The organism is Rhizobium laguerreae (assembly GCF_019778565.1).
GTDB classification, from domain to species: Bacteria; Pseudomonadota; Alphaproteobacteria; order Rhizobiales; family Rhizobiaceae; genus Rhizobium; species Rhizobium laguerreae.
In genome coordinates this window covers 143,028-167,953 of sequence record NZ_JAAXQT010000004.1, presented here as the reverse complement: position 1 = coordinate 167,953, position 24,926 = coordinate 143,028, and the positions used below count along the sequence as shown (strand labels likewise).

At 61.1% G+C, this 24,926-nt stretch carries 17 protein-coding genes; 3 read left to right on the top strand and 14 right to left on the bottom strand.

Annotated features, from left to right (window positions below):
* The first annotated feature begins 153 nt into the window (after nt 1-153).
* Together HFO71_RS14810 and HFO71_RS14805 are read left to right on the top strand one after the other, a co-directional pair.
* Nucleotides 154-1,917: a glucan ABC transporter ATP-binding protein/ permease gene (locus HFO71_RS14810; RefSeq protein ID WP_077978083.1), complete on the top strand. Its 1,764-nt coding sequence runs from the start codon at nt 154-156 to the stop codon at nt 1,915-1,917.
* Between the two features lie 404 nt (nt 1,918-2,321).
* Nucleotides 2,322-2,675, top strand: coding sequence for a VOC family protein (locus HFO71_RS14805; RefSeq protein WP_077977950.1), 354 nt, complete (start codon nt 2,322-2,324; stop codon nt 2,673-2,675).
* A 49-nt stretch (nt 2,676-2,724) separates the two neighbouring features.
* Here HFO71_RS14805 and HFO71_RS14800 read toward each other — a convergent pair whose 3' ends face one another.
* The 14 genes from HFO71_RS14800 to HFO71_RS14735 form a co-directional block, all read right to left on the bottom strand.
* Nucleotides 2,725-3,963 (bottom strand): OpgC family protein, encoded by a 1,239-nt coding sequence (locus HFO71_RS14800; RefSeq protein ID WP_077977952.1) that lies wholly within the window; start codon nt 3,961-3,963, stop codon nt 2,725-2,727.
* 100 nt (nt 3,964-4,063) lie between these two features.
* Nucleotides 4,064-12,583 (bottom strand): glycoside hydrolase family 94 protein, encoded by an 8,520-nt coding sequence (locus HFO71_RS14795; protein ID WP_221988203.1) that lies wholly within the window; start codon nt 12,581-12,583, stop codon nt 4,064-4,066.
* Nucleotides 12,584-12,731: 148 nt separating this feature from the next.
* Entirely contained in the window at nt 12,732-13,100 is a 369-nt protein-coding gene (locus tag HFO71_RS14790; protein WP_132611094.1) for a hypothetical protein, read from the bottom strand.
* 134 nt (nt 13,101-13,234) lie between these two features.
* Nucleotides 13,235-13,399, bottom strand: coding sequence for a hypothetical protein (locus HFO71_RS14785; protein WP_164902892.1), 165 nt, complete (start codon nt 13,397-13,399; stop codon nt 13,235-13,237).
* A gap of 127 nt (nt 13,400-13,526) precedes the next feature.
* On the bottom strand, nt 13,527-13,715 hold the full coding sequence (locus HFO71_RS14780) for a hypothetical protein (protein WP_020052143.1): 189 nt from the start codon (nt 13,713-13,715) through the stop codon (nt 13,527-13,529).
* 162 nt (nt 13,716-13,877) lie between these two features.
* Complete coding sequence (locus HFO71_RS14775; protein ID WP_221988202.1) at nt 13,878-14,627, bottom strand: ABC transporter ATP-binding protein; 750 nt, start codon at nt 14,625-14,627, stop codon at nt 13,878-13,880.
* A complete protein-coding gene (locus tag HFO71_RS14770; RefSeq protein ID WP_025396433.1) occupies nt 14,624-15,457 on the bottom strand; it encodes an ABC transporter ATP-binding protein in 834 nt (277 codons plus the stop codon). Before HFO71_RS14770 ends, HFO71_RS14775 begins: the two co-directional genes overlap by 4 nt.
* Nucleotides 15,454-16,389 (bottom strand): ABC transporter permease, encoded by a 936-nt coding sequence (locus tag HFO71_RS14765; RefSeq protein ID WP_025396434.1) that lies wholly within the window; start codon nt 16,387-16,389, stop codon nt 15,454-15,456. Before HFO71_RS14765 ends, HFO71_RS14770 begins: the two co-directional genes overlap by 4 nt.
* Entirely contained in the window at nt 16,386-17,453 is a 1,068-nt protein-coding gene (locus HFO71_RS14760) for an ABC transporter permease (protein ID WP_131640865.1), read from the bottom strand. The genes HFO71_RS14765 and HFO71_RS14760 overlap by 4 nt, the downstream gene beginning before the upstream one ends.
* Nucleotides 17,454-17,471: 18 nt before the next feature.
* Nucleotides 17,472-19,115 (bottom strand): ABC transporter substrate-binding protein, encoded by a 1,644-nt coding sequence (locus HFO71_RS14755; protein WP_131661566.1) that lies wholly within the window; start codon nt 19,113-19,115, stop codon nt 17,472-17,474.
* Nucleotides 19,116-19,152: 37 nt separating this feature from the next.
* Nucleotides 19,153-20,211: a dipeptidase gene (locus tag HFO71_RS14750; protein WP_131640867.1), complete on the bottom strand. Its 1,059-nt coding sequence runs from the start codon at nt 20,209-20,211 to the stop codon at nt 19,153-19,155.
* 230 nt (nt 20,212-20,441) lie between these two features.
* Nucleotides 20,442-21,467 (bottom strand): ABC transporter permease, encoded by a 1,026-nt coding sequence (locus tag HFO71_RS14745; protein ID WP_025396438.1) that lies wholly within the window; start codon nt 21,465-21,467, stop codon nt 20,442-20,444.
* Between the two features lie 34 nt (nt 21,468-21,501).
* Nucleotides 21,502-23,043: a sugar ABC transporter ATP-binding protein gene (locus HFO71_RS14740; protein WP_025396439.1), complete on the bottom strand. Its 1,542-nt coding sequence runs from the start codon at nt 23,041-23,043 to the stop codon at nt 21,502-21,504.
* Nucleotides 23,044-23,112: 69 nt separating this feature from the next.
* Complete coding sequence (locus tag HFO71_RS14735; RefSeq protein WP_077977970.1) at nt 23,113-24,042, bottom strand: sugar ABC transporter substrate-binding protein; 930 nt, start codon at nt 24,040-24,042, stop codon at nt 23,113-23,115.
* A 375-nt stretch (nt 24,043-24,417) separates the two neighbouring features.
* Between HFO71_RS14735 and HFO71_RS14730 the strand changes: the two genes are divergently transcribed.
* A complete protein-coding gene (locus HFO71_RS14730; protein ID WP_131640868.1) occupies nt 24,418-24,915 on the top strand; it encodes a DUF1993 domain-containing protein in 498 nt (165 codons plus the stop codon).
* Nucleotides 24,916-24,926 lie beyond the last annotated feature (11 nt).

The following is a 24,926-nucleotide window of genomic DNA, read 5'->3' as shown; positions in this document are numbered from 1 at the left end:
TCTGTGCCATGGCCATCTCGTTGGGTCCTGCAATAATACAATCGTATCAATCGTCACATCGGTCGAACGCTGAACACTCCGTTAATCGCCCGTTCAGGTAGCCTTTTGTAGCATCGCATCATCCCGTTTTCGCAGATGCACAAGAGGTTCGACGTGACGCTATTCAAGGTCTATGCAAGAGCTCTGCGCTATCTTGGCGCCTACAAGCTGCGCGTATCCCTGGTCGTTGTCGCAAACATTGTTCTTGCGACGATCACTATCGCGGAGCCGATCCTGTTCGGTCGTATCATCGATGCGATTTCGGGCAAGGGTGAGGTCAAGCCCATCCTCTTCATGTGGGCGACTTTCGCCGTCTTCAACACCATCGCCTTCGTTCTGGTGGCGCGCGAGGCCGACCGGCTGGCCCATGGCCGGCGGGCGACGCTGTTGACGGAAGCCTTCGGCCGCATCATTTCCATGCCGCTTGGCTGGCACCATCAGCGCGGCACCTCCAACGCGCTGCACACATTGCTGCGCGCCTGCGAGACGCTGTTCGGCCTCTGGCTGGAATTCATGCGCAACCACCTGTCGACGGTCATCGCGCTTGCCCTTCTGATACCGACCGCAATGTCGATGGACCTGCGCCTTTCCGCCGTGCTCATGGTGCTCGCCATCGCCTACTGGCTGATCGGCCGCGTCGTCATGAGCCGCACCAAGGACGGCCAGGCTTCGGTCGAGAACCATTATCATACCGTCTTCTCGCATGTCAGCGACTCGATCAGCAACGTTTCGGTCCTGCACAGCTATAACCGCATCGAGGCCGAAACCAGGGCGCTGAAATCCTTTGCCGACCGTCTGCTCGAAGCTCAGTATCCGGTGCTCGACTGGTGGGCGATCGCCAGCGCACTGAACCGCATGGCGTCGACCATCGCGATGATGGTGGTCCTGATCATCGGCACCATGCTCGTCCAGGCCGGCCAGCTGCGCGTCGGCGACGTCATTGCCTTCATCGGCTTTGCCAACCTGCTGATCGGCCGTCTCGACCTGATGCGCCAGTTCGCTACGCAGATTTTCGAGGCCCGTTCCAAACTCGAGGAATTCTATACGCTTGAAGACTCGGTGCGTGAACGTGAAGAGCCTGCCGGCAACGGAGAAATCAAGGACGTCAAGGGTGCGATCGAATTCCGCGACGTCTCCTTCGGCTTCGGCAACAGCTCACAGGGCCTGCACAATGTCTCCTTCTCGGTGAAGGCAGGCCAGACGGTCGCGATCGTCGGCCCGACCGGCGCCGGCAAGACGACGCTCGTCAACCTGCTGCAGCGTGTCTACGACGCCCAGGGCGGCAAGATCCTCGTCGATGGCACCGATATCACCAAGGTGACCCGCAAGTCGCTGCGTCGCCACATCGCCACCGTCTTCCAGGATGCGGGCCTGCTGAACCGTTCGATCAGCGACAATATCCGCCTTGGCCGCGAGGGCGCCAGCGAAGAGGAAATGCGCCGTGCGGCCGAAGCCGCCGCCGCTGCCGATTTCATCGAGACCCGTGAGGATCGCTACGATACGCATGTCGGTGAACGCGGCAACAAGCTCTCCGGCGGCGAGCGCCAGCGCATCGCGATCGCCCGCGCCATCCTCAAGGACGCGCCGATCCTGGTGCTCGACGAGGCGACCTCGGCGCTCGACGTCGAAACCGAAGCCCGCGTCAAGGCCGCGATCGACAATCTGCGTGAGAATCGCACCACCTTCATCATCGCCCACCGCCTGTCGACGGTCCGCGAAGCCGATATGGTGCTCTTCCTGGATGACGGCCGCGTCGTCGAACAGGGCAGCTTCGACGAACTCAGCCACAGCAACGGCCGCTTCGCCGCCCTGCTGCGCGCCAGCGGCATCCTGACGGACGAAGAGGTCCGCAAGGCCCATACCACCGAAGCCGCCTGATCGGTTTGGGTTCAAGATAAGGCCGGAAGGGTAACTCCTTCCGGCCTTTTTTGTTTGCTCCGATAGCGTCGTGCTGTGTGATACGCTCTTTGGTCTTTCTTGGGCTCTGCCAAAATACTTAGTCATGCCGTGCCGCACCCCCTCTGCCCTGCCGGGCATCTCCCCCACAGGTGGGGAGATCGGCTGGGCGCACTGGCCTCCCCCAACAATGAGCGTCCAGGACGGCGAAACGATAGATGGCGGGAAGGTCAAGCCACTTGTGATCTCCCCACCTGTGGGGGAGATGCCCGGCAGGGCAGAGGGGGGGCACACGGTACAGCCTTTCCGATCTAGGCCAGACTAATTGATCACACCGCCGATCCTCCCTATCATCCTCCCGCCGCCGAGCATCCAGGGAGAACCGCATGAAGGTCCTGCGCATCGTCGCCAACATCCAGGCACCGGATATCAACCCGGCCCGGCGCTTCTATCAGGATATCCTCGGTCTTGACGTCATCATGGATCACGGCTGGATCACGACATTCGGCGCCGCGCGCTCGATGAACGTTCAGCTGAGCATTGCCAACGAAGGCGGCTCCGGAACGCCGGTGCCCGACCTCTCGATCGAGGTCGACGACCTCGATGCTGCTTTCGCGGCGATGTCGGCCTCAGGCTTCCCGATCGAGTACGGCCCGGCCGACGAGCCTTGGGGCGTCAGGCGCTTTTATGTGCGCGATCCCTTCGGCAAGTTGGTGAACATCCTCGTACATAAAAATTGAGCCGGCGGCCATCGGCCACCGGCTCCTTCATGTTGGGAAAGTCCAAGCCCTATTTTCGATCGTTCTGGCGATAGGCATTCGCCGTCCCGCCAATGCGGACGGGAACGGGAATCGTGGCGGTATCGGCCACAAGTTTCCCCTTGACCTTGCCCTGCTGGCGTTTGCGCTCGAGATAATAGGCATAGGCAAATTGTATCGCGATCCCTGCAATCACGACGAGCGGACCGGCCAGCTGATCCTTGTTGGTGATGTAGAGCACCACCTGGCCGATCATGGCGAGGATCGTGCCGGCGACGAAGATGTTCAGCGAATGGCGGCCGAGGATCGTCAGCGGATGGTCCGCAGGACGGCGCAGGATGCGTGACAGCGCCGGGATGCTGATGACGAGATAGGTCAGTGCCAGCACATGCAGCAGCCGCGGCAGTGACAGGAAGGTCTTGTCGAAACCGGTGATAACAGTCGGCAGGCCGAGGGCCGCCAGCGAATTGCCCCAGATCCAGAGATGGCCGGTGACCCAGATGAAGGACAACATGACGTAACCGGCAGCGGCCGCAAGTAGCAGCGGATGGCGCGGGATCGTGCCGCCGCGCTTGATATGCAGCATCGAGACGATGCCGATCGAAAACAGGAACTGCCAGGAAAGCGGATTGAGGAACCAGTAGTCTTCAATCAGCATGTTGTGCGGCGCCACCTGGTAGATGCCCGCAAGCAGCCAGACCGCAGCCGAGACGCCGAGCGCCAGCCACGGGCTGCGCGCATTCAACAGCAGGATGATCGGCACCATCAGCATCAGCGCGCCGTACATCGGCAGGATATTGTTGTATCCGATCTGGTGGCCGAGCAGGAGCAGCGCCGGAATGCCTTCCTTCAGGTTCATCAGAACCGCCAGGATATTGATTTCAACCAGCAATCCAGGCCGATGGAACAGCCAGGCACCGCAGATGAAGAGCGCCAGCGTCATGAAGGTGGTGATCATATGGGCGAGATAGAGCGTGAAGGCGCGCTTTACCGCCTTGATCGCCACTGTGAGCCGGCTGCCCGGCTGGAAGCGGGACCCGTAGGCAAGGCCGACGGCAATACCCGAGATCAGCACGAAGGCTTCGGCGGCATCGGAGAAACCAAAATTCTTCGTCGTGACATATTCGAAGATCTGTCCGGGAACATGATTGATGAAGATCATGATCAGGGCCACGCCGCGCAAGACGTCGAGCCTGGTGTCACGCACCGGCGCAGCTGCGGATAGGGAATTGCGCCCGGCGACGATGGCTTCGGTCGGCGTGCTTGCCATGGGTTTCTCCTTATTATCCGATTTGCAAACGCGACGATGGCCAAAAGGGTTCCCTTTTGGCCATCGCGAATCGCCGTGTTTTTCAGCGTGGAGAACGCTGTTATCCGAGCGGATATCCCTCTTCGGGATCGGTGACTTCGCAGCCGTTGATCGACAGAGTGTAGCCGCTGTCATTGGACGCTTTTGAGACCGAAATGCGGTATTTGCCGCCGCCTTGCTCTACCTCTGCCGCAAAACCGTCCCATTCCGAAGGGAGCGACGGGCGCACATAGAGCCGGCCGTCCCTCAGCCGGATACCGAGGATGCCCTCGACGGCGGCGCGGTAGAGCCAGCCGGCAGACCCGGTATACCAGGTCCAGCCGCCGCGCGACGCATAGGGATCATGGCCGTAGACGTCAGCCGCCACGACATAGGGTTCGACGCGGTATTGCTCCGCTGAAGCCTTGTCGAACGCGTGGGTGATCGGGTTGAGGATCTGGAAGCAGCGGAAGGCATCGTCACCCCGCTTCAGCTCCGCCAGCGCCATCACCACCCAGGTCGCGGCATGGGTATATTGCCCGCCGTTTTCACGCACACCCGGCGGATAAGCCTTGATATAGCCGGGATCCCTGGCGGAATTGACGAAAGGCGGCGTGAACAGCCGGATGATGCGGGCATCCTCGTCAACCAGCTGATCGAGCACGGCATCCATCGCCGTGACGGCGCGGGCCGGATCGCCCTCGCCGGACAAAACGCTCCAGGACTGCGCAATCGAATCGATCCGGCATTCAGGGCTCTCCCTTGAGCCAAGCAGCGTACCGTCGTCGAACGTGCCGCGGCGATAGTATCCGCCATCCCAGGCCGCAGTTTCGAGCGCCTTCTTGAGCTCGGTAAGATGCGCCGCCCAGCGCTCTGCGCGGACCGTGTCGCCGCGCTCTTCGGCATAGGGAATGAAGGAGCGCAGTGCACCCGCCAGGAACCAGCCGAGCCAGACGCTGGTGCCGCGCCCGGCAATGCCAACGCGGTTCATGCCGTCGTTCCAGTCGCCGCCGAGGAACAGCGGCAGGCCGTTGGCCCCCTTGCGGGCGATGGCGAGATCGAGCGCCAGCGCCGCGTGTTCGTAGACGGTCGCCTTATCCTCGGAAATCTCCGGCTTGTAGAATGAGTCGTGCTGGCCTTCGAGCAGTGCCGGCCCTTCCAGGAAGCCGATCTCCTCGTCGAGGACGTCTTTGTCGCCGGTGACGCTGCAATAGTGATGGATCGCGTAAGCGAGCCAGACGACATCGTCCGAGATCAGCGTGCGCACGCCGGCACCCGTTCCGGGCAGCCACCAATGCTGTACATCCCCTTCGCGGAATTGCCGCGAAGCGGCATTCAGGATCTGCCGGCGGGCAAGCGAGGGTTCGTGCAGCACGAAGGCCAGCGTGTCCTGCAGCTGGTCGCGGAAGCCGAAGGCGCCGCTTGCCTGGTAGAAGGCGGTACGGGCCATGATGCGGCAGCCGAGGCTCTGATACGGTAGCCAGGTGTTGACGAGATTGTTCATCCCGCGATCCGGCGTCGATATCTGCAGCCTGCCGGTGAAATCCCGCCAGAAGGCGCGGTTTGTCTCGACGGTCTCGTCGAACGAAGCCTTGCGGATATCGGCGATAACAGTGCGCGCTTCTTCATCCGTCAGCGTATCGCCGAGGAAGAAGGTGAAGTCGCGCTCCTCGCCGGCGCCGAGCTCGATGTCGATTGCAAGCGCCGCGGCCGGATCACCGTCGAGTTCCGTCGCGCCGGAAAGGGTGGCGGCGGAGATGACGGCCTGCGGTGCCTGGATGGTCCCCGCCTTGCCGATGAATTCGCGCCGGCTTGCCGAGAAGCTCGAAACCGTCTCGCTCGCCGCAAAGAAGGCAGTGCGGTTGGAAAAATCGATGCTGTAGGGGTTGGTGGCAAACAGCGCCCCCGTCTCCTCGTCATGGCTCGACAGGATGAAAGGCACCGTGCGTGCCGGATTGCTGCCGAGGATCCATTCGACATAACCGTAGAGACGCAGCTTGCGGCTGGCCGAACCGGTGTTGCGCAGGCGCAGGCGCTGCAGTTTCACCGGCTTTTCGCGATCGATCGTCTGCGTCAGCTCCAGCGCGATATCGTGCTGAACACTGGAGAAGACGGAATAACCGAGCCCGTGGCGGGCTTCGAAACGAATGTCCGGTCTGCGGGAAAGCGCTGCGAACGGCGTCATGACGGCACCGCTGTCGAGATCGGTGAGATAGAACGCCTCTCCCGAACGGTTGACCACGGTGTCGTTCGACCAGGAGGTCAGCTGATAGTCGCGCGAATTGACGCTCCAGGTGAAGCCCGAGCCCTCGGCCGACACGTGGAAGCCGAAGCTGTCGTTGGAAATGACATTGATCCAGGGCTGCGGCGTCGCATGACCTCCTGGCAGCCGAACGACATATTCGCGTCCGTCGCGGGCAAAGCCGCCAATGCCGTTCCAGAAGTCGAGATCGCCTTCCTCCTCGATGACGACGGCGGGCACGACAGGTGGCGGCACCGGCGCAACACGCTTGACGGGGGCCTTGTTGCGCTCGGCCCGTTCCATCTCCTGCAACTCCTCCTTGGAGGGTGCGAATAGCGCGACGGCGCGGTTGATCTGGTCGACCACCTTGCCGTTCTTCGCATGCAGGGTGACGCGGGAAGCCGCGATCAGCGCATGATAGGTGGCTTCCTCCATCAGGTCCTGGCGAACCGCGAAGATATGCTGGCGCAAGCCATCGGCCTGGCCTACGCGGCGCACGTTCTCGCACATGGCGTCGAGGGCGTGTTGCATGTCCTGCGCATAGGAGGAGGCGCGTTCGTTCATGATCACGAGATCGGCGGTGACGCCGCGCGAGCGCAGATATTCCTGCGCCAGCAGCGCTTCGCGGGCGATATCGAGATCCATGTCGTCGTTGACGCGCAGCGTGAAGATCGGGAAGTCACCGGAGATCGCCAGCGGCCAGAGCGCCGATTGCGACTGCAGGCCGGCCTCGACGGTCGCCTCGTCCTTGCGCAGCTGCATGTCGGGATAGACGAGGTAGCGTCCGAGATGCTGGAAGGCCGCCGCCTGCTGCGAGGTGACGCCGACATGGCGCATCTGCACCTGCGTGCGTGTCCAGGCCTGGACGAGCTCATGGGTGAAGGCGTCGGGATGACGGTAGCGATTGACCGCCTTGTCGACTTCGTCGCGGCTCGGCGCCGCGATCGTCCAGAAGATCACGCTGACTTTCTTGCCGGCCGGTACGCGGACGGTGCGGCGCAACGACATGACGGCATCGAGCATGAAGCCGTCGCTGCCGGAAAGTGTCGCACCCGGATCGAAGGCCGCCGCATCGGCAAGGCTGCGGCCACGGCCGATGAACTTGCGCCGGTCGGTTTCGAATTCGGTATGGCGGGTATCCCCGGCATTGTCGACGATCAGATGGGCGATGCTGATGTGCGGCTCGTTCGGATCGCGCTTGTTGCGTTCGGCGCGGATGACGTCGCCGCGCTTGCCGATCTCTGTCTTGACGAACATGCGGGCGAATGCCGGATGCGCACTGTCGGTATCGTCGGAGGTGATCACCGGTTCGAGGTAGGAGGTGACCTCGATGAAACGGTCTTCCGTGCCCATGTTGAGCAGGGTGACGCGGCGGGCCTCGGCATCATGCTCGGTCGCAATGATGCACTCCACCTCGCTGGTGAGGTCGCCGACGATCTTTGTGAACTGCGCCTTCTCGTCGGCGAATTCGACCTTGATCTTTTCGCCCTCGACACCCTTCGGCTCCGATGTCGTCGACCACCATTCATTGGTGGCGGTGTCCCGCAGGAAGATGAAGCTTCCCCAGCGGTCTTCGGTCGGATCGGCTTTCCAGCGCGAAACGGCAAGGCCGTTCCAGCGGGAATAACCGGCGCCCGTCGCCGTCAGCATCAGCGAATAATGGCCGTTCGACAGGAACACGAGTTCGCGGTCGCGCGACGCCGGATCGCTGATCTTCCTGATCTCCGGCCGCAGGAGATCGTCCTGGATGCTGGCCGGCGTGTCGGATTCATGCTTACCGCTCATGACGGGAATGTCGCGCGGCGCCTTTTCCTGCAGCAGCAGCTCCGCTGCCTCGATGACGGGATCGGAGTGGAAGAGCTCGCGCAGATGACCATTGAAGGCGACGTTGGCGACCGCCGCGATCGACATGCCGTGATGGTGGGCATAATAATTGTAGACCACCGCGCATTTCTTGCCTTCCGGCACGCGCGTCGGCGTGAAGTCGACGGCGTCATGGAAGCCGAACTTGCCGAGCGCACCGACCTTGCGCAGCCTCTGCAGGTTTTCAAGCGCGCCTGGCGGGTCGTACTGAGCGGCGAGCAGCGACGCGTAAGGCGCGATGACGGCATTGTGGCCGAGACCGCGCTTCAGGCCGAGCGTCGGCACGCCGAAATTCGTGTACTGATAATTGAGGTTATGGTCGCGGGCATTGAAGGCCGCCTCCGAAATGCCCCAGGGAATACCGAGCTTGCGGGCATAATTCATCTGCTCGACGACGACCAGATTGTTGGTCTGGTTGAGAATACCCCCGCCGCGCTCCTGCATGACGAGCGGCGGCATCAGATATTCGAACATCGAGCCGGACCAGGAAACCAGCGCGCCGCGCGAACCGACCGGCACGACTTGGCGGCCGAGGCGGTACCAGTGTTCCGTCGGCAGGTCGCCCTTGGCGATGGCGAAGAGGCTGGTCAGGCGGCATTCCGAGGCGAGAAGGTCGTAGCAGGCCTGGTCGAGTTCACCGCTTTCGACGCGATAGCCGATCGACAGCAGACGCCGCTCTGGCCGAAACAGGAAGCCGAAATCCATCGAGAAGGCGAGATCGCGCGCCTTGTCGCGCAGCGCCACCAGCCGCGGCCTCAGCGCATCGACCTTGGAAAGATCGAAGGTGCTGTCGGAAATATGCGCCTCGCAGACCTTCACCAGCGATGCCGCCCACAAGGTGACCTCTTCGCTCTGCTTCGACTTGACCTCATGGTCGAGATTGGCGGCGAGCTTCTCGATGTCGCGGGCGAGAACGGCGAGGTTGATGATACGGATGGAGGCGAATTCGTGCTCGCGCTTGACGGCGGCGAGTGCGTTCTGGAAGCCGACGATGCGCTCCTCCAGGCGTCGGCGCAGCGGGCGCACGGTCTTGCGATCGTCGGGCAGGTCCGCCAGCACTTCGCCGAGAATGCCGGCCGTGTCGCCGACGCCGTCGAGATTGCCCTGCATATGTGCGGACGGCGCCTCGGCCCAGTTGCGGCAGGCCGACGAAATGGCGATCAGATGGCCGGCGAGATTGCCGCTGTCGACGGCCGAGACGTAACGGGGGCCAAGCGTCTGGAGCGTATCGGTGTGGTACCAGTTGAACAGGTGACCGCGGAATTTCTCCATTTTGTCGATCGTCGCGATCGTCTGCTCCAGCCGCTCGAGCGTCTCCTCGAAGGAGAACCAGCCGAAATGCCGGCCGGAAACGACGGAAAGCAGGTAGACGCCGATATTGGTCGGCGAGGTGCGCGCCGCGACGATCACATGCGGCGTTTCCTGGATATTGTCCGGCGGCAGATAATTCTGCTCGGCCGTCGTGAAGGTCTCGAAATAACGCCAGGTGCGCCGGGCGATCTTGCGCAGTTCGCTCGACACGGAATCGGCGACCTCGAGCCGGTCCTCGGTCTCTGCCGACTGGCTGACATACCAGGCGACAACAGGCGACAGGATCCACAGCAGCGCGAAGGGAATGCCGACGAGGAAGGCGTTATCGCCTGGAAGAGCAGCAAAACCAAGCGCCAGCAGCGCCAGCACCGGTGCATGCCACATCGCCTTGTAATAGGAGATCAGCGTGCCCTGGCCGCCGGCCTGGACGCTGGCGGCGGTCCGCCACTGCAGCATCAGCTTGCGGCTAACGAACAGGCGGTAGAGCGAGCGGCCGATCGCATCCGCCATCATGCAAGCCGAATCGGCGATGAAGACGATGCGCAGCGCAACCTGCGCATTGGCAGCGGTGATATCGGACCAGACCGTATAGAGATGGGCGCGGGCGATGATATCGCTGGTGCGCGGGATGATGCCGTTGATGAGCGACAACGTCGGCGCGACGAAAAGGCAGAAGATCAGCAGAATCTGCCAGATGAGTGCGCCGAGCGGATCCATGAAATACCAGCCGAGCACGGAGGCGAAGAACCAGGCGATCGGCGTCAGCGAGCGGCGCAGATTGTCGAACATCTTCCAGCGGCCGAGTGCCGTGACGCCGTATTTCGGATTGAACATGTAGGGGAGAAGCTGCCAGTCGCCACGCGCCCAGCGATGCTGGCGCGAGGTTTCCACCTCGTAGCGGATCGGGAAATCCTCCACCAGTTCGAGATCGGTGACGAGCGCGCAACGCGCCATCGAACCTTCGAGAAGATCGTGGCTGAGCACCGAGTTCTCGTCGATCCGGCCCTTCAGCGACGCTTCGAAGGCGTCGACATGGTAAAGGCCCTTGCCGGTGAAGGTGCCTTCGCCGGCGAGATCCTGATAGACGTCGGAAACGGTGAAGACGTAAGGATCGAGGCCGCGATTGATCGAAAAAACGCGCTGGAAGACCGAAGCGTCCTTGCCCGTCGTCAGCGACGGGGTGACACGCGGCTGCAGCACGCCATAGCCGCTTTCGACGCGACCGGTTTTTGGATTGATGACCGGGCGGTTGATTGGATGATAGAGCTTGCCGACGAGCTTGGTGACGGCATCGCGCATCAGGCGCGTATCGGCATCGAGCGTCATGACATATTGCACATTGGCCGGCACGGTATTGGCGCCCGGCAGGTAGGTCGTGTCGCGGTCGCCGCGCAGAAGCATGTTCAGCTCGTGCAGCTTGCCGCGCTTGCGCTCCCAGCCCATCCAGACGCCTTCCGAGGGATTGTAGAGGCGGCGGCGATGCAGCAGGTAGAAACGCGTCTTGCCGTCATAGGCATAACGGGCGGAGAGATTGGCGATCTCGCGCCTGGCATAGTCGAGAACCTCGAGATCGGCAGGCGTTTCCTCGGCCTCGCTGTCTGGCCAGTCGCTGAGCATCGCGAAATAGATCTCGCCACGCGGATTGGCGAGATAATGCACCTCGAGATTGCGCACGTGATCGTCGACACTGTCGCGGTTCGAGATCAGGCAGGGCACGACGAGCAGCGTGCGCGCATCCTCCGGAATGCCTTCTTTGAACTCGTAGCCGACGAGGCGCGCCGGCGTCACGAAGAAGGACAGCAAGGTGTTGAAGAGACCCGTCGCGCCCTCCGACGCCGGCACTGAGAACATGATCAGCAGCAGGGCGATTTCGACCGCCCCCATGCCGGCATTCGCCATGAACTTGCCGACGATCGCCATGGCGATGACCGTCAGCAGCATGACGGGCACGGCAATCGCCAGCCAGTTGAACCGGCGCACGGCGCGCACGAAATGCTGGATGACCGTCGGGCGATAATTGGCCCGCGCCTCGAGCTTCGGCCGCTGCGCGCCCGACAGGAAGCCGCCGACATTCGGTTCATGCGGCTGCGGCTCGCCGGAGGCCTTGGCGGCATCGGTCATGTCGAGCGCCAGCTGGGCGATTTCCATTTCCGACAGCGGCGAGCGCTTGGCCAGCTTCTCGATCTGCTTGCGATATTTGTTGCGCGAGCCGGAATCGAGGATGCCGTAATCCGAATGCTCCCAGAGCAGCTTGTCGACATGGCTGACCTGCTCGACCCAGACGGACCATTCGGCATCGTCGATCTCGCGAAGGCTGCGGATGATGTTGCCCATCGTCACATTGCCGGAAGAGAGCCGGCTGTGTTCGGCCGTCGTCGCCTCTTCGGTGTTGCGGCCCAGTTCTTCCAGCCGCTGATCGAGCCAGGTGATCGCCAGGCTCGACGTCTGCGAGCCGTCGCGCAGGCGATAGAGGAACTGCGTCGAGAAGGTATTGTCCTCGGCAAGCGGTTCCAACGTCTTCAGATAGGCGGCCGCTGCGGCTGGATCGGTAAGGCGCACCAATTCGTCGGCCGCCTCGTTGGCGCGCCGACGCAGGCGGCGGCTGGCTTCGACACGGCTCGAAATGCGACGAAGGTTTTCCACGAGCACGTAGCGCACGAGGGAGGGCAACGCCCAGAGTTCGCCGATCCTGAGCGTCTCGCTGGCCTGGAAGCCGTCGACCAGCGCCGTCAGACTTTCCTGCGAGATCGTGCTGTGGGTATGGGCGACATAGAGCCAGGCAAGCACGAGGGTGCGCGGCACCTCGACGCCGCCGACGACCATGGTCGGCAATTCGCGATAGAAGCGGCGAGGAAAGTCGCGCCGCACCTCCTGGATCGCCTCTTCGACGATATAGTGATTATCCAGCAGCCATTCTGCCGCCGGCGTGATCGTATCACCGGCCTCGACGTCGGTCGCCGTGGTCCGGTAGACGCGCAGGATTTCCTTCTCGTTTTCCTTATGCCGAGCGAAGAAATCGAAGGGGGCGAAAGCCGGCAGCTTGTCGACGCCGTTGCGGGCGACCGCATCGCCCATCGCCTTGATGTCCTCGATCGAAAGATAGGTCGAGCGGATCGAACCGTTGTGATCGATCTGCTTCATATCGGGTTCGCGCGGAAGGCTCGGAGAAAGATGAGAAATAGACATGGGTTCGGTTCTGGATCCAAACAAAGTTATGGCTGTTTTGCTCAGCCTTTTGCACTGCTTATCATGACTGCTACATGAACGGAGCCCTATTCTTCAAAGATCGATGAAGCCCGGGTGGACGACACTCGGGCCGAGCGATGCATACGGGCTAAGCCCTGTTCAGGACCTGACCCGACGGGATCAAGGCCATCGATACCCTCTCTGCGAAAGCCATGTCGAAAATTTGGACACCCTCGGGAAAATTCAAGTCAAGCGGCATGCTGCGCCGCCCGGCGAGCTTGTCTGGGCGGTGGAAATGACGAAATGCGGGCACCTGGTTCCGGCAATGCAAGAACTCTTCGATTTTCAGAAAAACGAAAGACGGATGATCGGCTGACCATGCGTCCGGCGTCGGTTTGGGCGGTTGTGGCCCACGCCGCTTGCGCTTGAGATCAAGGCCGCCGTGGTGCGTTTTAGATGGCGTGAAAAAGTACAGAAGAATGATGATGGGGATCGGAATGCCAACCAACCATAACAAAATGCCTCTCGTGACCACTCTCCTTTTGACATTCGAGTGTCAGGAGAGTGCCGAGACAAATGAAATGTTCCGAAATTCTATAAAGGCGGGAACCGCCGCAGCGCCGGCATCGGCCGACGCTTGATCACGCCGGATTATCCGACGACGCCGCAAACCATGGCTACGACGAACAGGAATGCTGCGGTGAAGATCGCTCCATGGAGTATCGTCTGAAGCCTATGGCGCGTGGTGAGCGGCTTCTTGGTCGGTACGGAACCATACTGGTTCACGTGAGCATGCGAAATACCCAGATCTGCCATATGTCGCCTCCGTTGTTCTCGTGCGGCCGGTTGTGCGGCTCGCGCTTATATTCGTATCTTCTCTATCAAGTAGGTAGAGATAAATTTCCGTCCAGAGCGAGCGGAAGAGAAAATTCAACCAGCCCTTTTAGCAGAGCGTGCGCCATGCCCAGATCAACGAGCGCTCGACGGCATTCTCGTTCTGCGACGGGTTGGAGGAAGTCTCGATCAGCCGACGGTCCTTTTCCGCAGGAATGGACGCCGAAATCTGTTCCCGGCGATCGGCTCGAACAGGAGGATCGAGGTAACCCATGGTCATCCCACCGAGAAAGAACATGCATCAACCTCCATCGATCACGAAAGCTAACAATCGTTAACGGGATCATGACAGAAGCGACGCAGCTGTCAATAGTCTAGCTGAATGGTCGTCTTTTAGGGAAGCATTATCCTTAACACCGCCACCGGTCTTTTCTTTTCAACGGTTTGAAAAGATTGTCTTTCAGGCCTTGACGAAACCCTTGCTCGCGATCATCAAATTTCTCGTATAGTCCTCGTGAACCGCGCCTTTCGCCAGTTCCTGCGAACTCAGCCGCTCGACGACGGCGCCGTTGCGCATCACGGCGAGCCTTTCACACATATGGGTGACGACGCCGAGATCATGGCTGACCATCACGAAGGTGAGCTTGCGGTCGCGTCGGATCTCTTCCAAAAGGTTCAGCACCTCGGCCTGCACCGAGGCGTCGAGCGCCGATGTCGGCTCGTCAAGCAGCAGGATCGACGGTTCGACGATCAGCGCCCGGGCGATCGCCACGCGCTGGCGCTGGCCGCCGGAGAGCTGGTGCGGGTAGCGGAAACGGAAACCATTGCCGAGGCCGACCTCGTCAAGCGCGCGGGCGATACGCTTCTCGCCGTCGGCGATGCCATGGATTGCTAGCGGTTCGAGCAGAAGCCGGTCGATCGTCTGGCGCGGATGCAGCGAACCATAAGGGTCCTGGAAGACCATTTGCACGCGCCGGTAGAAGACTTTGCTGCGTTTCGAACCTTTCAGCGGCTCGCCATCGATGTTGATCGCGCCGCCGCTGACCGGCGCCAGTCCGGCAGCGGCCCGCAGCAAGGTCGATTTTCCCGAGCCGGATTCGCCGACGAGACCAAAGGATTCGCCGCGTTCGACAGTGATGCTGACATTCTTCAAGGCATGAAAATGGTCGTAGACGACGGTGAGATCGTCGATCTCGAGAGCTGCGCTCATGCCGCCCACTCCGGCTTGCGGTCGAGCACCGGCAGCGGGTGGCGGTTTGCGCCGATCTCGGGCATGCAGTTCAGCAGTCCCTGCGTATAGGGATGCTGCGCATGTTTGAGATCGGCCGCCGCCAGCTCCTCGACGATCTTTCCGGCATACATGACGATGACGCGATCGCAGAAGGAAGAGACCAGCCTCAGATCATGGGAGACGAAGATCAGCCCCATGCCGCGCTCGGACACCAGTCTGTCCATGATCCTCAGCACGTCGAGTTGCACCGTCACATCGAGCGCCGAGGTCGGCTCGTCGGCAATCAGCAGTTCCGGCCCGGCAATCAGCATCATGGCGATCATCGCGCGCTGCCCCATGCCGCCCGAGACCTCGTGCGGATGCAGGTCGAAGACACGTTTCGGGTCGCGGATCTGCACCGCTTCCAGCATCGCGAGTGCGCGATCGCGCGCCTCCGCCTTGCCGACCTTCTCATGCGTGCGCAGCGTTTCGCAGATCTGCCGTCCGATCGACATGACGGGATCGAGCGAATATTTCGGATCCTGCAGGATCATGGCGATGCGCTTGCCGCGCAGCCTGCGCCTTTCGCCGGCGGACGCATTGATAAGATCGATGCCGTTGAAATTAAGCCTGTCGGCCGTGACGATGCCGTGTTTCGGCGTCAGGCCCATGATTGCCCGTCCGGTCTGCGACTTGCCGGAACCGGATTCGCCGACGATGCCGAGCCTTTCCTTGCCGAGCGTGAAGGAGACGCCGCGCACGGCCTCGATCACACCGGTGCGCGTGGGATAGCTGACCTTGAGCTTGTCCACCGTCAGAAGTGTCGTCATTGGCCGCTCTCCTTCGGATCGAGCGCGTCGCGCAGGCCGTCGCCGAGGAGATTGAAACCGAGACTGACGATGAGGATGGCGATGCCGGGCATCGCCGCGACCCACCATTGATCGAGGATGAAGCGCCGTCCCGAGGCGATCATCGCACCCCATTCCGGCAGCGGCGGCTGCGCCCCCAGGCCGAGGAAACCGAGACCGGCCGCCGTCAGGATGATGCCCGCCATGTCGAGCGTCACGCGCACGATCAGCGAGGAAATGCAGAGCGGCATGACATGGCGCACGATAATGCGAAGCGGCGAGGCGCCCATCAGCTTCACCGCCGAAATATAGTCGGAACGCCGGACCGTCAGCGTCTCGGCGCGCGCAATGCGGGCATAGGGCGGCCAGGAGGTGATGGCGATGGCGATGATCGCGTTCTGGATGCCGGGACCGAGGGCTGCGACGAAGGCGAGCGCCAGCACCAGCTTCGGAAAGGCGAGGAAGATATCGGTGATGCGCATCAGCGTCGCATCCACCCAGCCTCCGGCATAACCGGAGACCGTACCGACAATCAGCCCGACCGGCGCCGAGATGACGGCAACGAGCACGACGACGAGCAGCGTCAATCGCGATCCGTAGATCAGCCGCGAATAGATATCACGACCCTGATCGTCCGAACCGAGCCAGAACTCGCCCGTGCCGGGCGGCAGCAGCCGAGCATTGCGCAGATCGCCGACAACGGGATTATGCGTGGCGAGCACATCGGCAAAGGCGGCGATGAAAAGCAGCGCCACGATGATCAGCAGGCCGACGACGGCGAGCCTGTTTGCCGTGAACTGCCGCCAGGTGACATAGGTGCGGCCGAGGCGGGCTTGCAGGCGCGATTGCGGCCGGTCGGAGAGCAGCCATTCGCGGCGGCTCATCGCAGGAGATGGGCTGGCATTGGCCGTCATCGGTTTCGCGTCCTCGGGTCGAGCGTCCGGTAGAGAAGATCGGACAGTAGGTTGATGCCGATGAAGACCGTACCGATGACGATCGTGCCGCCGAGTACGGCGTTCATGTCGGCGTTCTGCAGCGAATTGGTGATGTAGAGCCCGATGCCCGGCCAGGAAAAGACGGTCTCGGTCAGCACCGATCCTTCGAGCAGGCCGGCATAGGAAAGCGCAATGACGGTGACGAGCGGTACGGCGGCATTGCGCAGCGCATGGCCCCAGATCACCCGCGTTTCCGAAAGCCCTTTGGCGCGCGCGGCAACGATATATTCTTGTGAAAGCTCGTTCAGCATGAAGCTGCGCGTCATGCGGCTGATATAGGCGAGCGAGAAATAGCCGAGCAGCGAGGCAGGCAGTATGATGTGGCGGAAGACATCGTAGAAGACGTCCCATTGCCCTTGCCAGGCGCTGTCGAGCAGGTAGAGACCGGTGATCGGCGTGAACGTATATTCGAAGACGATGTCGATGCGGCCGGGAAAGGCCACCCAGCGCAGTTGCGCGTAGAAGATGACGAGCGAGATCAGCGCCAGCCAGAAGATCGGCACCGAATAACCGACGAGGCCGACGACGCGCACCACCTGGTCGGCGATGCTGCCGCGGCGCACCGCGGCGAGAACGCCGAGCGGTACGCCGACGAAGGCGCCGATGAGCGTTCCGAACGTTGCGAGCTCGATGGTCGCAGGCAGGACACGGCGGATATCGACCATGACAGGATTGGTCGTCAACACCGAATTGCCGAAATCGCCGGACAGTATACCTTTGATATAAAGGAAAAATTGCTGATAGAGCGGCAGGTTGAAGCCCATCTCCTGTCGCACCCGCTCGACGACGTGGTTGGGCGCGCGGTCGCCGAGAATGGCGAGCACGGGATCGATCGGCACGACGCGGCCGATGAAGAATGTGACGGCCAGAAGGCCGAGATAGGTGGTGACGGCGGCAAACAGAAACCGCCCTAGCGCCTTTGCAAAGGCCCTAGCACGGCCCTTTCGGGGCCGCGCCTCCTGCGTTGTTTCGACGGTGCTCAAGCGACCAATCCTGCCGGACTATTCCTTGGCGATCGGACCGACGAAATTGGTGTCGAAGCTCGGACCCAGCTTGAAGTCCTTCAGGTTCTTGCGGTAGCCGGCCACCTCGGTCTGCTGGAAGATGAAGATGAACGGGCTGTTTGCCAGATACTTCTTCTGGATGTCCTGATATATGGCGGCGCGCTTGGCGGCGTCGCGCTCCAGAAGGGCTGCCTTTGCTTGCTTGTCGAGCTCCGGCGCTTCCCAGGTGTTGCGCCATGCGAGCGTCTTCACCGTGCCCGCATCGGAATTGTCGGGATTGCCGGTAAAGGTATCGGCATTGGAATGCGGATCGAAATAGTCCGAGCCCCACTGGCCGATATACATGTCATGGGTACGGGCGCGGTATTTGGTCAGCGTCTGCTTGCCGTCGCCGGGGATGATTTCCATCTTCACGCCGGCCTGCGCCAGCGTCTGCTGCATGGATTCGGCGATACCGGTTACCGGCTGACTGTTGCGCACGTCCATCGTGATCGAGAAACCGTCGGGTACGCCGGCCTTGGCCAGCAGTTCCTTGGCCTTGGCGACATCGAGCTTGTAGGGATTCTCATCGAGCGCGCCGAGCTGGCCCTTCGGCAGGAAGGTCTGGTGGATCTCGCCGATCCCCTTGATCAGCGTTGCGCCGATCGCATCGTAATCGACCAGATATTTGAAGGCTTCCTGGACTTCCGCCTTCTTCAGGTTCTCGTTTTTGTTGTTCAGGCTGACATAATAGATCGTGCCCTTCGGCGCACTCGTTGTCGCGAGATCGGGATTCTTCGAAACGGCGTCGATGTCGCCCGGCTCGAGATTGCGGGCGATATCGATATCGCCGGCTTCGAGCGCCAGGCGCTGGGCAGCGCTTTCCTTCATGTAGCGGTAGATGACGCGGTTGAGCTTTGCCTTGTCGCCATAATAATTGTCGTTACGCTCCAGCACGACGACTTCGTTGGCGCGCCATTCGCGCATCTTATAGGCGCCGGAGCCGGCATAGCCGGTCTTCAGCCATTCATTGCCGAAGTCGTTGTCGTATTTGTGCTCGGCATCGGGCGTCACCGCCTTCACATGCTCCAGCACCAGCTTCTTGTCGACGACGGAAGCGACAGTTGCCGTCAGGCAATTGAGCACAAAGCTCGGCGCATAGGCCTTGTCGACCGTGAAGACGAAGGTGCCGGCATCGGCCGCCTTGGCCTTTTCCGTGACGTTCTCGCCGGTCAGGCCGAACTGGGTGAGGATGAAGGCCGGGCTCTTGTCGAGCTTGACGGCGCGCTCGAACGACCAGGCGACGTCTTCGGCGGTGATCGGGTTGCCGGAGGCGAATTTCAAGCCTGACTTCAGCTTGAACGTATAGGTAAGGCCGTCATCGGAAACGCTCCAGCTCTCGGCCAGATCGCCCTTCACCTTGGACGTGTCGTCCATGTCGAGACGGACGAGCAGGCTGTAGCTGTTGGTGGTGATTTCGGCGGTCGAAAGCTCGAAAGCCTCGCCCGGATCCATCGTGATGATATCGTCGATGGCGAAGCCTTCGACCAGCGTATCCTTCGGCGTCTCGGCAAAGGCCGAGGGTGCGGCCATCATTAGGAGCGAAAGAGCGGCTCCCGCCGAAAGCAGGCGAAAATTGCGGCTGAGTTTGGTTATCATCATGGTCTGTTCCCCTGTTTTTTGATTGGATATGAAAGGCTTAGGCGTGGTCCTCCCGCCAAGCCTGAGCCAGAATGCGAAGCCAGTTTTCACGGGCAAGTTTTGCCAGGTCGGCATCAGCATAGCCAACCTCTCTGAGGGCGGCAATCAGCTTCTGATTACCGGCTGCATCGCCGATTTCCTCGGGAATGGTGGCCCCGTCGAAGTCCGATCCGAGCGCCACGCAGTCGATGCCGATGCGATTCACAAGATAGTCGATGTGGCGGATCATGTCAGCAAGCGGCGTGTCGCTGTCCGAGCGGCCGTCGGCACGCAGCATGGCGGTGGCATAATTGATGCCGACGAGCCCGCGGCTTTCGCGGATCGCATCGAGCTGCTTGTCCGTCAGGTTGCGCGCGACCGGCGTCAGGGCATGGGCATTGGAGTGGCTGGCGACCAGCGGCTGGTCCGTCTTCTTCGCCACGTCCCAGAAACCCTTCTCGGTGATGTGGGCAAGGTCGATCAGGATACCGAGACGATTGCATTCCCTGACCAGCGCGAAGCCGGCATCGGTCAGGCCCGGCGCCGTGTCCGGCGACATCGGGAAGGCGAAGGGCACGCCGTGACCGAAGACATTGTGCCGGCTCCAGACCGGACCGAGCGACCGCAGCCCTGCCGCATAGAACACCTCGAGCGCCGAGAGATCGGCGCCGATCGCCTCGCAGCCCTCCATATGCATGACGGCGGCGAAAATGTCGTCCGCCATGGCGCTGCGGATATCCTTCACCGTCCGGCAGAGCCGCCAGGCGCCGGCCTGATCGAGCCGCAGCGCGATCGCCGCCATTTCATTGGCAATGGCAAGCGAAGGCAGCGGATCGAGAGGGGCCGCCATCGGCGTCACATAGCGGCCGTCGGCATCCGGATCGGCGAAGACGAGATCGCCCGAAGGAATATAGATGGCGCAGAGACCGCCTGAAAGACCGCCCTCTCTAGCCCGATGCGCATCAATATGGCCGACCGTCGTGCCGTCTGCGAATTCCGAGATCGGGTCGCTGCCGTCTTTTGAATGTGTCCAGAGTCGAAGGAGAACGTCGTTGTGACCGTCAAATACGAATTGCATCTGTCTTCCTGCGCTGCCCTACTGCATAATTCCTTAAATCGGAATCGATTTAAGAACAAAAATATGCAGCATTCAAAGTGCTACAGCGCCGCACGTCTTTTCAGACGCGCGGCGCTGTAGAGGGCGAATGAAGTGGCCAGAATAGAAAAGCTGACGGAATTCGCCACCTCTTTTTTTAGAAAATGAAACGGGAGCCGAAGCTCCCGTAAAAAATCATCGCAGGCCAGAGATCAGTGCTTGCGGCGTTTCTTCTGTCTGTAGACGTCGATGACGACAGCCGCGACGATGATGAGGCCCTTGACGATCTCCTGGTAGTAGGCATCGATCCTGAGGAAGGTGAAGCCTGAGGTCATGACGCCGAGGATGATGGTGCCGATGACAGTGCCGGTGATGCGTCCGACGCCGCCGGTGAGCGAGGTGCCGCCGATGACAGTCGCGGCAATTGCGTCGAGTTCATATCCGACACCCATGCTGGCCTGTGCGGTTTCCGCACGCGCCGCCGTGACGATACCGGCAAGACCTGCAAGCAATCCGGCAATCACATACACCTTGACGAGATGCGCCTCGATGTTAATGCCGGAAACGCGCGCAGCCTGCGGGTTTGCGCCGATGGCATAGGTGAACTTTCCATAACGCGTATAGCGCAGCGCAATGTGAAAGATCAGTGCAACGACCAGGAAGACGACAACCGGCCAGGCTTTCGTTCCGATGAAATGAAACTGCTCGGTGACCCCGGAAACCGGCTGTCCCTTCGTATACCACTTCGCGACACCTCTCGCCGAAACGAACATGCCAAGCGTTGCAATGAAGGGCGGGATCTTGGTGTAGGCGATAAGCGCGCCGTTCGCGAGACCGGCGGCCGCTCCGATCAGCAGCCCAACGACAATGGGCACGACAGCCGGCAGGTCGGTCAGCGATGGAAAAACGGCTCGCCCCCAGGTCGAGGACTGGGCGAAGCTGGTTGCGATCATCGCCGTCATGCCGACGACCGAACCCGACGAAAGATCGATGCCGCCGGTGATGATGACCTGGGTGACGCCGACGGCGATGATGCCGATGACGGAGACCTGCAGGATCATGATCGTCAGACGCTGCGAATTCATCAGAAAGCTTTGGCCGATGAATATCCAGCCGAGCACTTCGTAGATGAGCGCAATGCCGACGAGCACGAGAAAAATGCTGAGTTCGGTCGGTATGCGCCGCCGCCTTTGCCGGGTTGCGAGCGGAGCCGCGCCCTCTGCTGCCTTGGTAGTCATGTCAAACCTCCCTTGGGAAATCGCCGGCGGCGCATCACTGCGCAGCCAGTTCCATCACCTTTATCTGCGTTGCTTCGTCGCGATTGAGGAAACCGGTCACACGTCCCTCGTGCATGACCATGATGCGGTCGCTCATGCCGAGAACCTCGGGCATCTCGGACGAGATCATCACCACCGCCACGCCATTTCGCGCCATCTCCGTGACCAGCCGGTGGATTTCCGCCTTGGCGCCGACATCGATGCCGCGCGTCGGCTCGTCGAGGATGAGGATGCGCGGATCCGTGAGCAGCCAGCGCCCGATCAGCACCTTCTGCTGATTGCCGCCCGAAAGATTTTCCACCCGCTCGTAAAGATTGGGCGTTTTCACGCGCAGCTTTTTTGCCATGTCTTCGCAGGTTGTCTCGATCGCGCCTTGCTGCACGAAGCCGCCCTTGACGTATCTGTCCTGCAGAACGGCAATCTGCATGTTCTCGAGAATATCGAGGATCAGCAGACAGCCGGTATCTTTCCGGTCTTCGGTCAGGAACGCCATCCGATTGCGGATGGCCTCGGTCGGCGAAGAAATGGTCACCGGCTTGCCGTAGAGCTCGACCGAGCCGGAGCTTGCCGGCGTCACGCCAAACAGCGTTTCGGCAACATTAGACCGGCCGGAGCCGACGAGGCCGGCCACGCCGAGGATTTCGCCGGCTCTGACCTCGAAAGAGACGTTGTTGAAAACGCCCTTGAGACAAAGATCCTTGACGGAGAGCACGACTTCGCCGATCGGCACCTCTTCCTTGGGAAACATCTGGGTGATCTCGCGCCCGACCATCATGCGGATGATGTCGTCGCGGGTGACGTCGGTCGAGGCATGCGTACCGATATATCGGCCGTCGCGGAAGACGGAGAACTCGTCGGCGATCTCGAAAAGCTCGTTCATCTTGTGGGTGATGTAGACGATGCCGATGCCTTGGGCCCTGAGGTCGCGGATAATACTGAAAAGATGCTCGACCTCGCGCTCCGTCAGCGCCGAAGTCGGCTCGTCCATGATCAGCACGTCGGAATTATAGGAAACCGCCTTGGCGATCTCGACCATCTGCCGGTTGGCGACCGACAGGAACCGGACTTCGATATCGGGATCGATTGATATATTGAGCCGGGCAAACAGCTCCTCGGTCATGCGATGCATGAGGCCATGATCGATAAAGCCGAGGCGGTTCTTCGGTTCGCGGCGGATCCAGATATTTTCCGCGACCGTCATGAACGGCATCAGGTTCAGTTCCTGGTGGATCATGGCAATGCCGTTCTCCAGCGCGTCGAGCGGAGATTTCAGCCGGATCTCGATCCCCTTCAGGCGAATATCGCCCTTGTCGGGCGTGTAGATGCCGGCGAGGATCTTCATCAAGGTCGATTTGCCGGCGCCGTTTTCGCCCATCAACGCATGCACGGAAGCGCGCTTCAGCCGGAACTGCACGTCGTCGAGTGCGACGACACCAGGAAATTCCTTGCGGACACCCTCGGCGCTCAAGAGATATTCCGCATTCGGGACGGCGCCGCTTGCACGCACGGCGGCCATGGTTGTCGGGCTGACGGCCATATCATCTCCTCCGGATACAGGTAGGCGAAAAGGATGCGGGCAAAGCCCGCATCCTGCTTGGCACTCGTCTCAGTTCTTGGCGACGAAGTCCTTGACGTTGGCAGGCGTCACGAGCTGGAAGGGAATGTAGACCTTCTTTTCGATCTTTTCGCCCTTGGCGAGCTTGAGCGCTGCATCGAGCGAGCCCTTGCCCTGGCCGGCGGCATCCTGGAACACGGTAACGTCAAGATCGCCCGCCTGCATGGCGGCAAGCGCGTCCTGCGTGGCGTCAACACCGCCGACAACGACCTTGCTCATATCCTTGCCGGCCGCCTTCAGCGCCTGGATGGCGCCGATCGCCATTTCGTCATTGTTGGAGATCACGGCATCAAATTCGATGCCGCTGGAGAGCCAGTTGGTCATCAGGTCGGCGCCCTGGGTACGATCCCAGTTGGCCGTCTGCTCTTCGACGATCTCGATGCCTTTGCACTCATCGGTCTTGATGACGTCATGGACGTCCTGGGTCCGCATGCGCGCAGCCTGGTTGGAAAGCTCGCCCATGATGACGACAGCTTTGCCCTTGCCGCCGAGAATGCGGCAGATTTCCTTGGTTTCCAGCGTGCCGGATTCCAGCTCGTTGGAAGCGACGAAGGCCTGCTTGTCCGGCAGCGTGTCGACGTTGACCGGCTGACGGTTGACGTAAACCAGCGGAATGCCGGCATCGGCCGCGAGCTTCGACATCGCCGTGGTCGCATCGGTATCGACAGGGTTGACGATGATTGCATCGACCTTGGAGGCGATGAAATTCTGGATCTGGCTCTGCTGCTTGGAAACGTCGTTCTGCGCGTCTTCGATCTGCAACGTCACACCGCTCAGTGTCTTTGCATAATCGGTCATACCATTGCGCAGAACGGTCAGGAAATTGTCGTCGAATTTCGCCATCGAGACGCCGACCGTTTCTGCGTGAGCGGCCGTCGACAGGACGAGCGCCATCGCAGTGCCCAGGATAAACTTTTTCATTTTCACTTCCTCCACAAAGCGGTGCCCGGCTGCACCCTCCTCACGCCGGAGCTCCAGGCATTTGCTCTGAAGCCGCAATTCCCTGCGCCGCCTCTCCCGCGGCGCCCCGCAAAACGGAACAAACAAACCGTTCAATCTGTTCTGCGGAATATTCATTCCATTTTCTGCGAACGGCGTCAAGTATCTTTAGCGGCGACGAGATATGGATGAGAGCGCAATCCCATGCGGGCTTCACGACCGACGCCCGCATTCCCTCTGTTGTGAAAGACGAAAGGAACATCCATCTATGGGAGGGTCGAAGACGGGCTCACGGCCGCAGACGCCTTCGACCTCTCGCCGCGACCCAATCATTTGAAGATTTTGGAGACAGGACACATGTCCATTTCGATGTATCGCCTCACCGTTCCGATGTTCCAGCGCGGCCTCGCCAGCCTGAAAACCTACCTCGACAAGGCCGAAGCCTATGCGAAGGAAAAGAATATCGATCCTGCCATATTGGTCGCCGCTCGCCTGGCGCCCGACATGCTGCCGCTCTCCGGCCAATATCAGCGCGCCAGCGACACCGCCAAGTTTGCGCTCGCTCGCCTGACGGCGACCGACGCCCCGAAATTCGAAGACAACGAAACGACGTTCGACGACCTGCGCGAGCGCCTGGCAAAGACCGACGCCTATCTCGCCGGTTTCTCGGCGGAAGCCTTGGAAGGCACGGAAAGCCGTGAGATCACCCTGCCGGGAAAGAGTGGCATCGTGCTGCCGGGTGACGACTATATCGCCACCTTCGCCCTGCCGAACTTCTATTTCCACGTCGCGACGGCCCACGCCATCCTGCGTAGCCAGGGTGCTCCGATCGGCAAGCGCGATTATCTCGGTTGAGTGATTGAGTG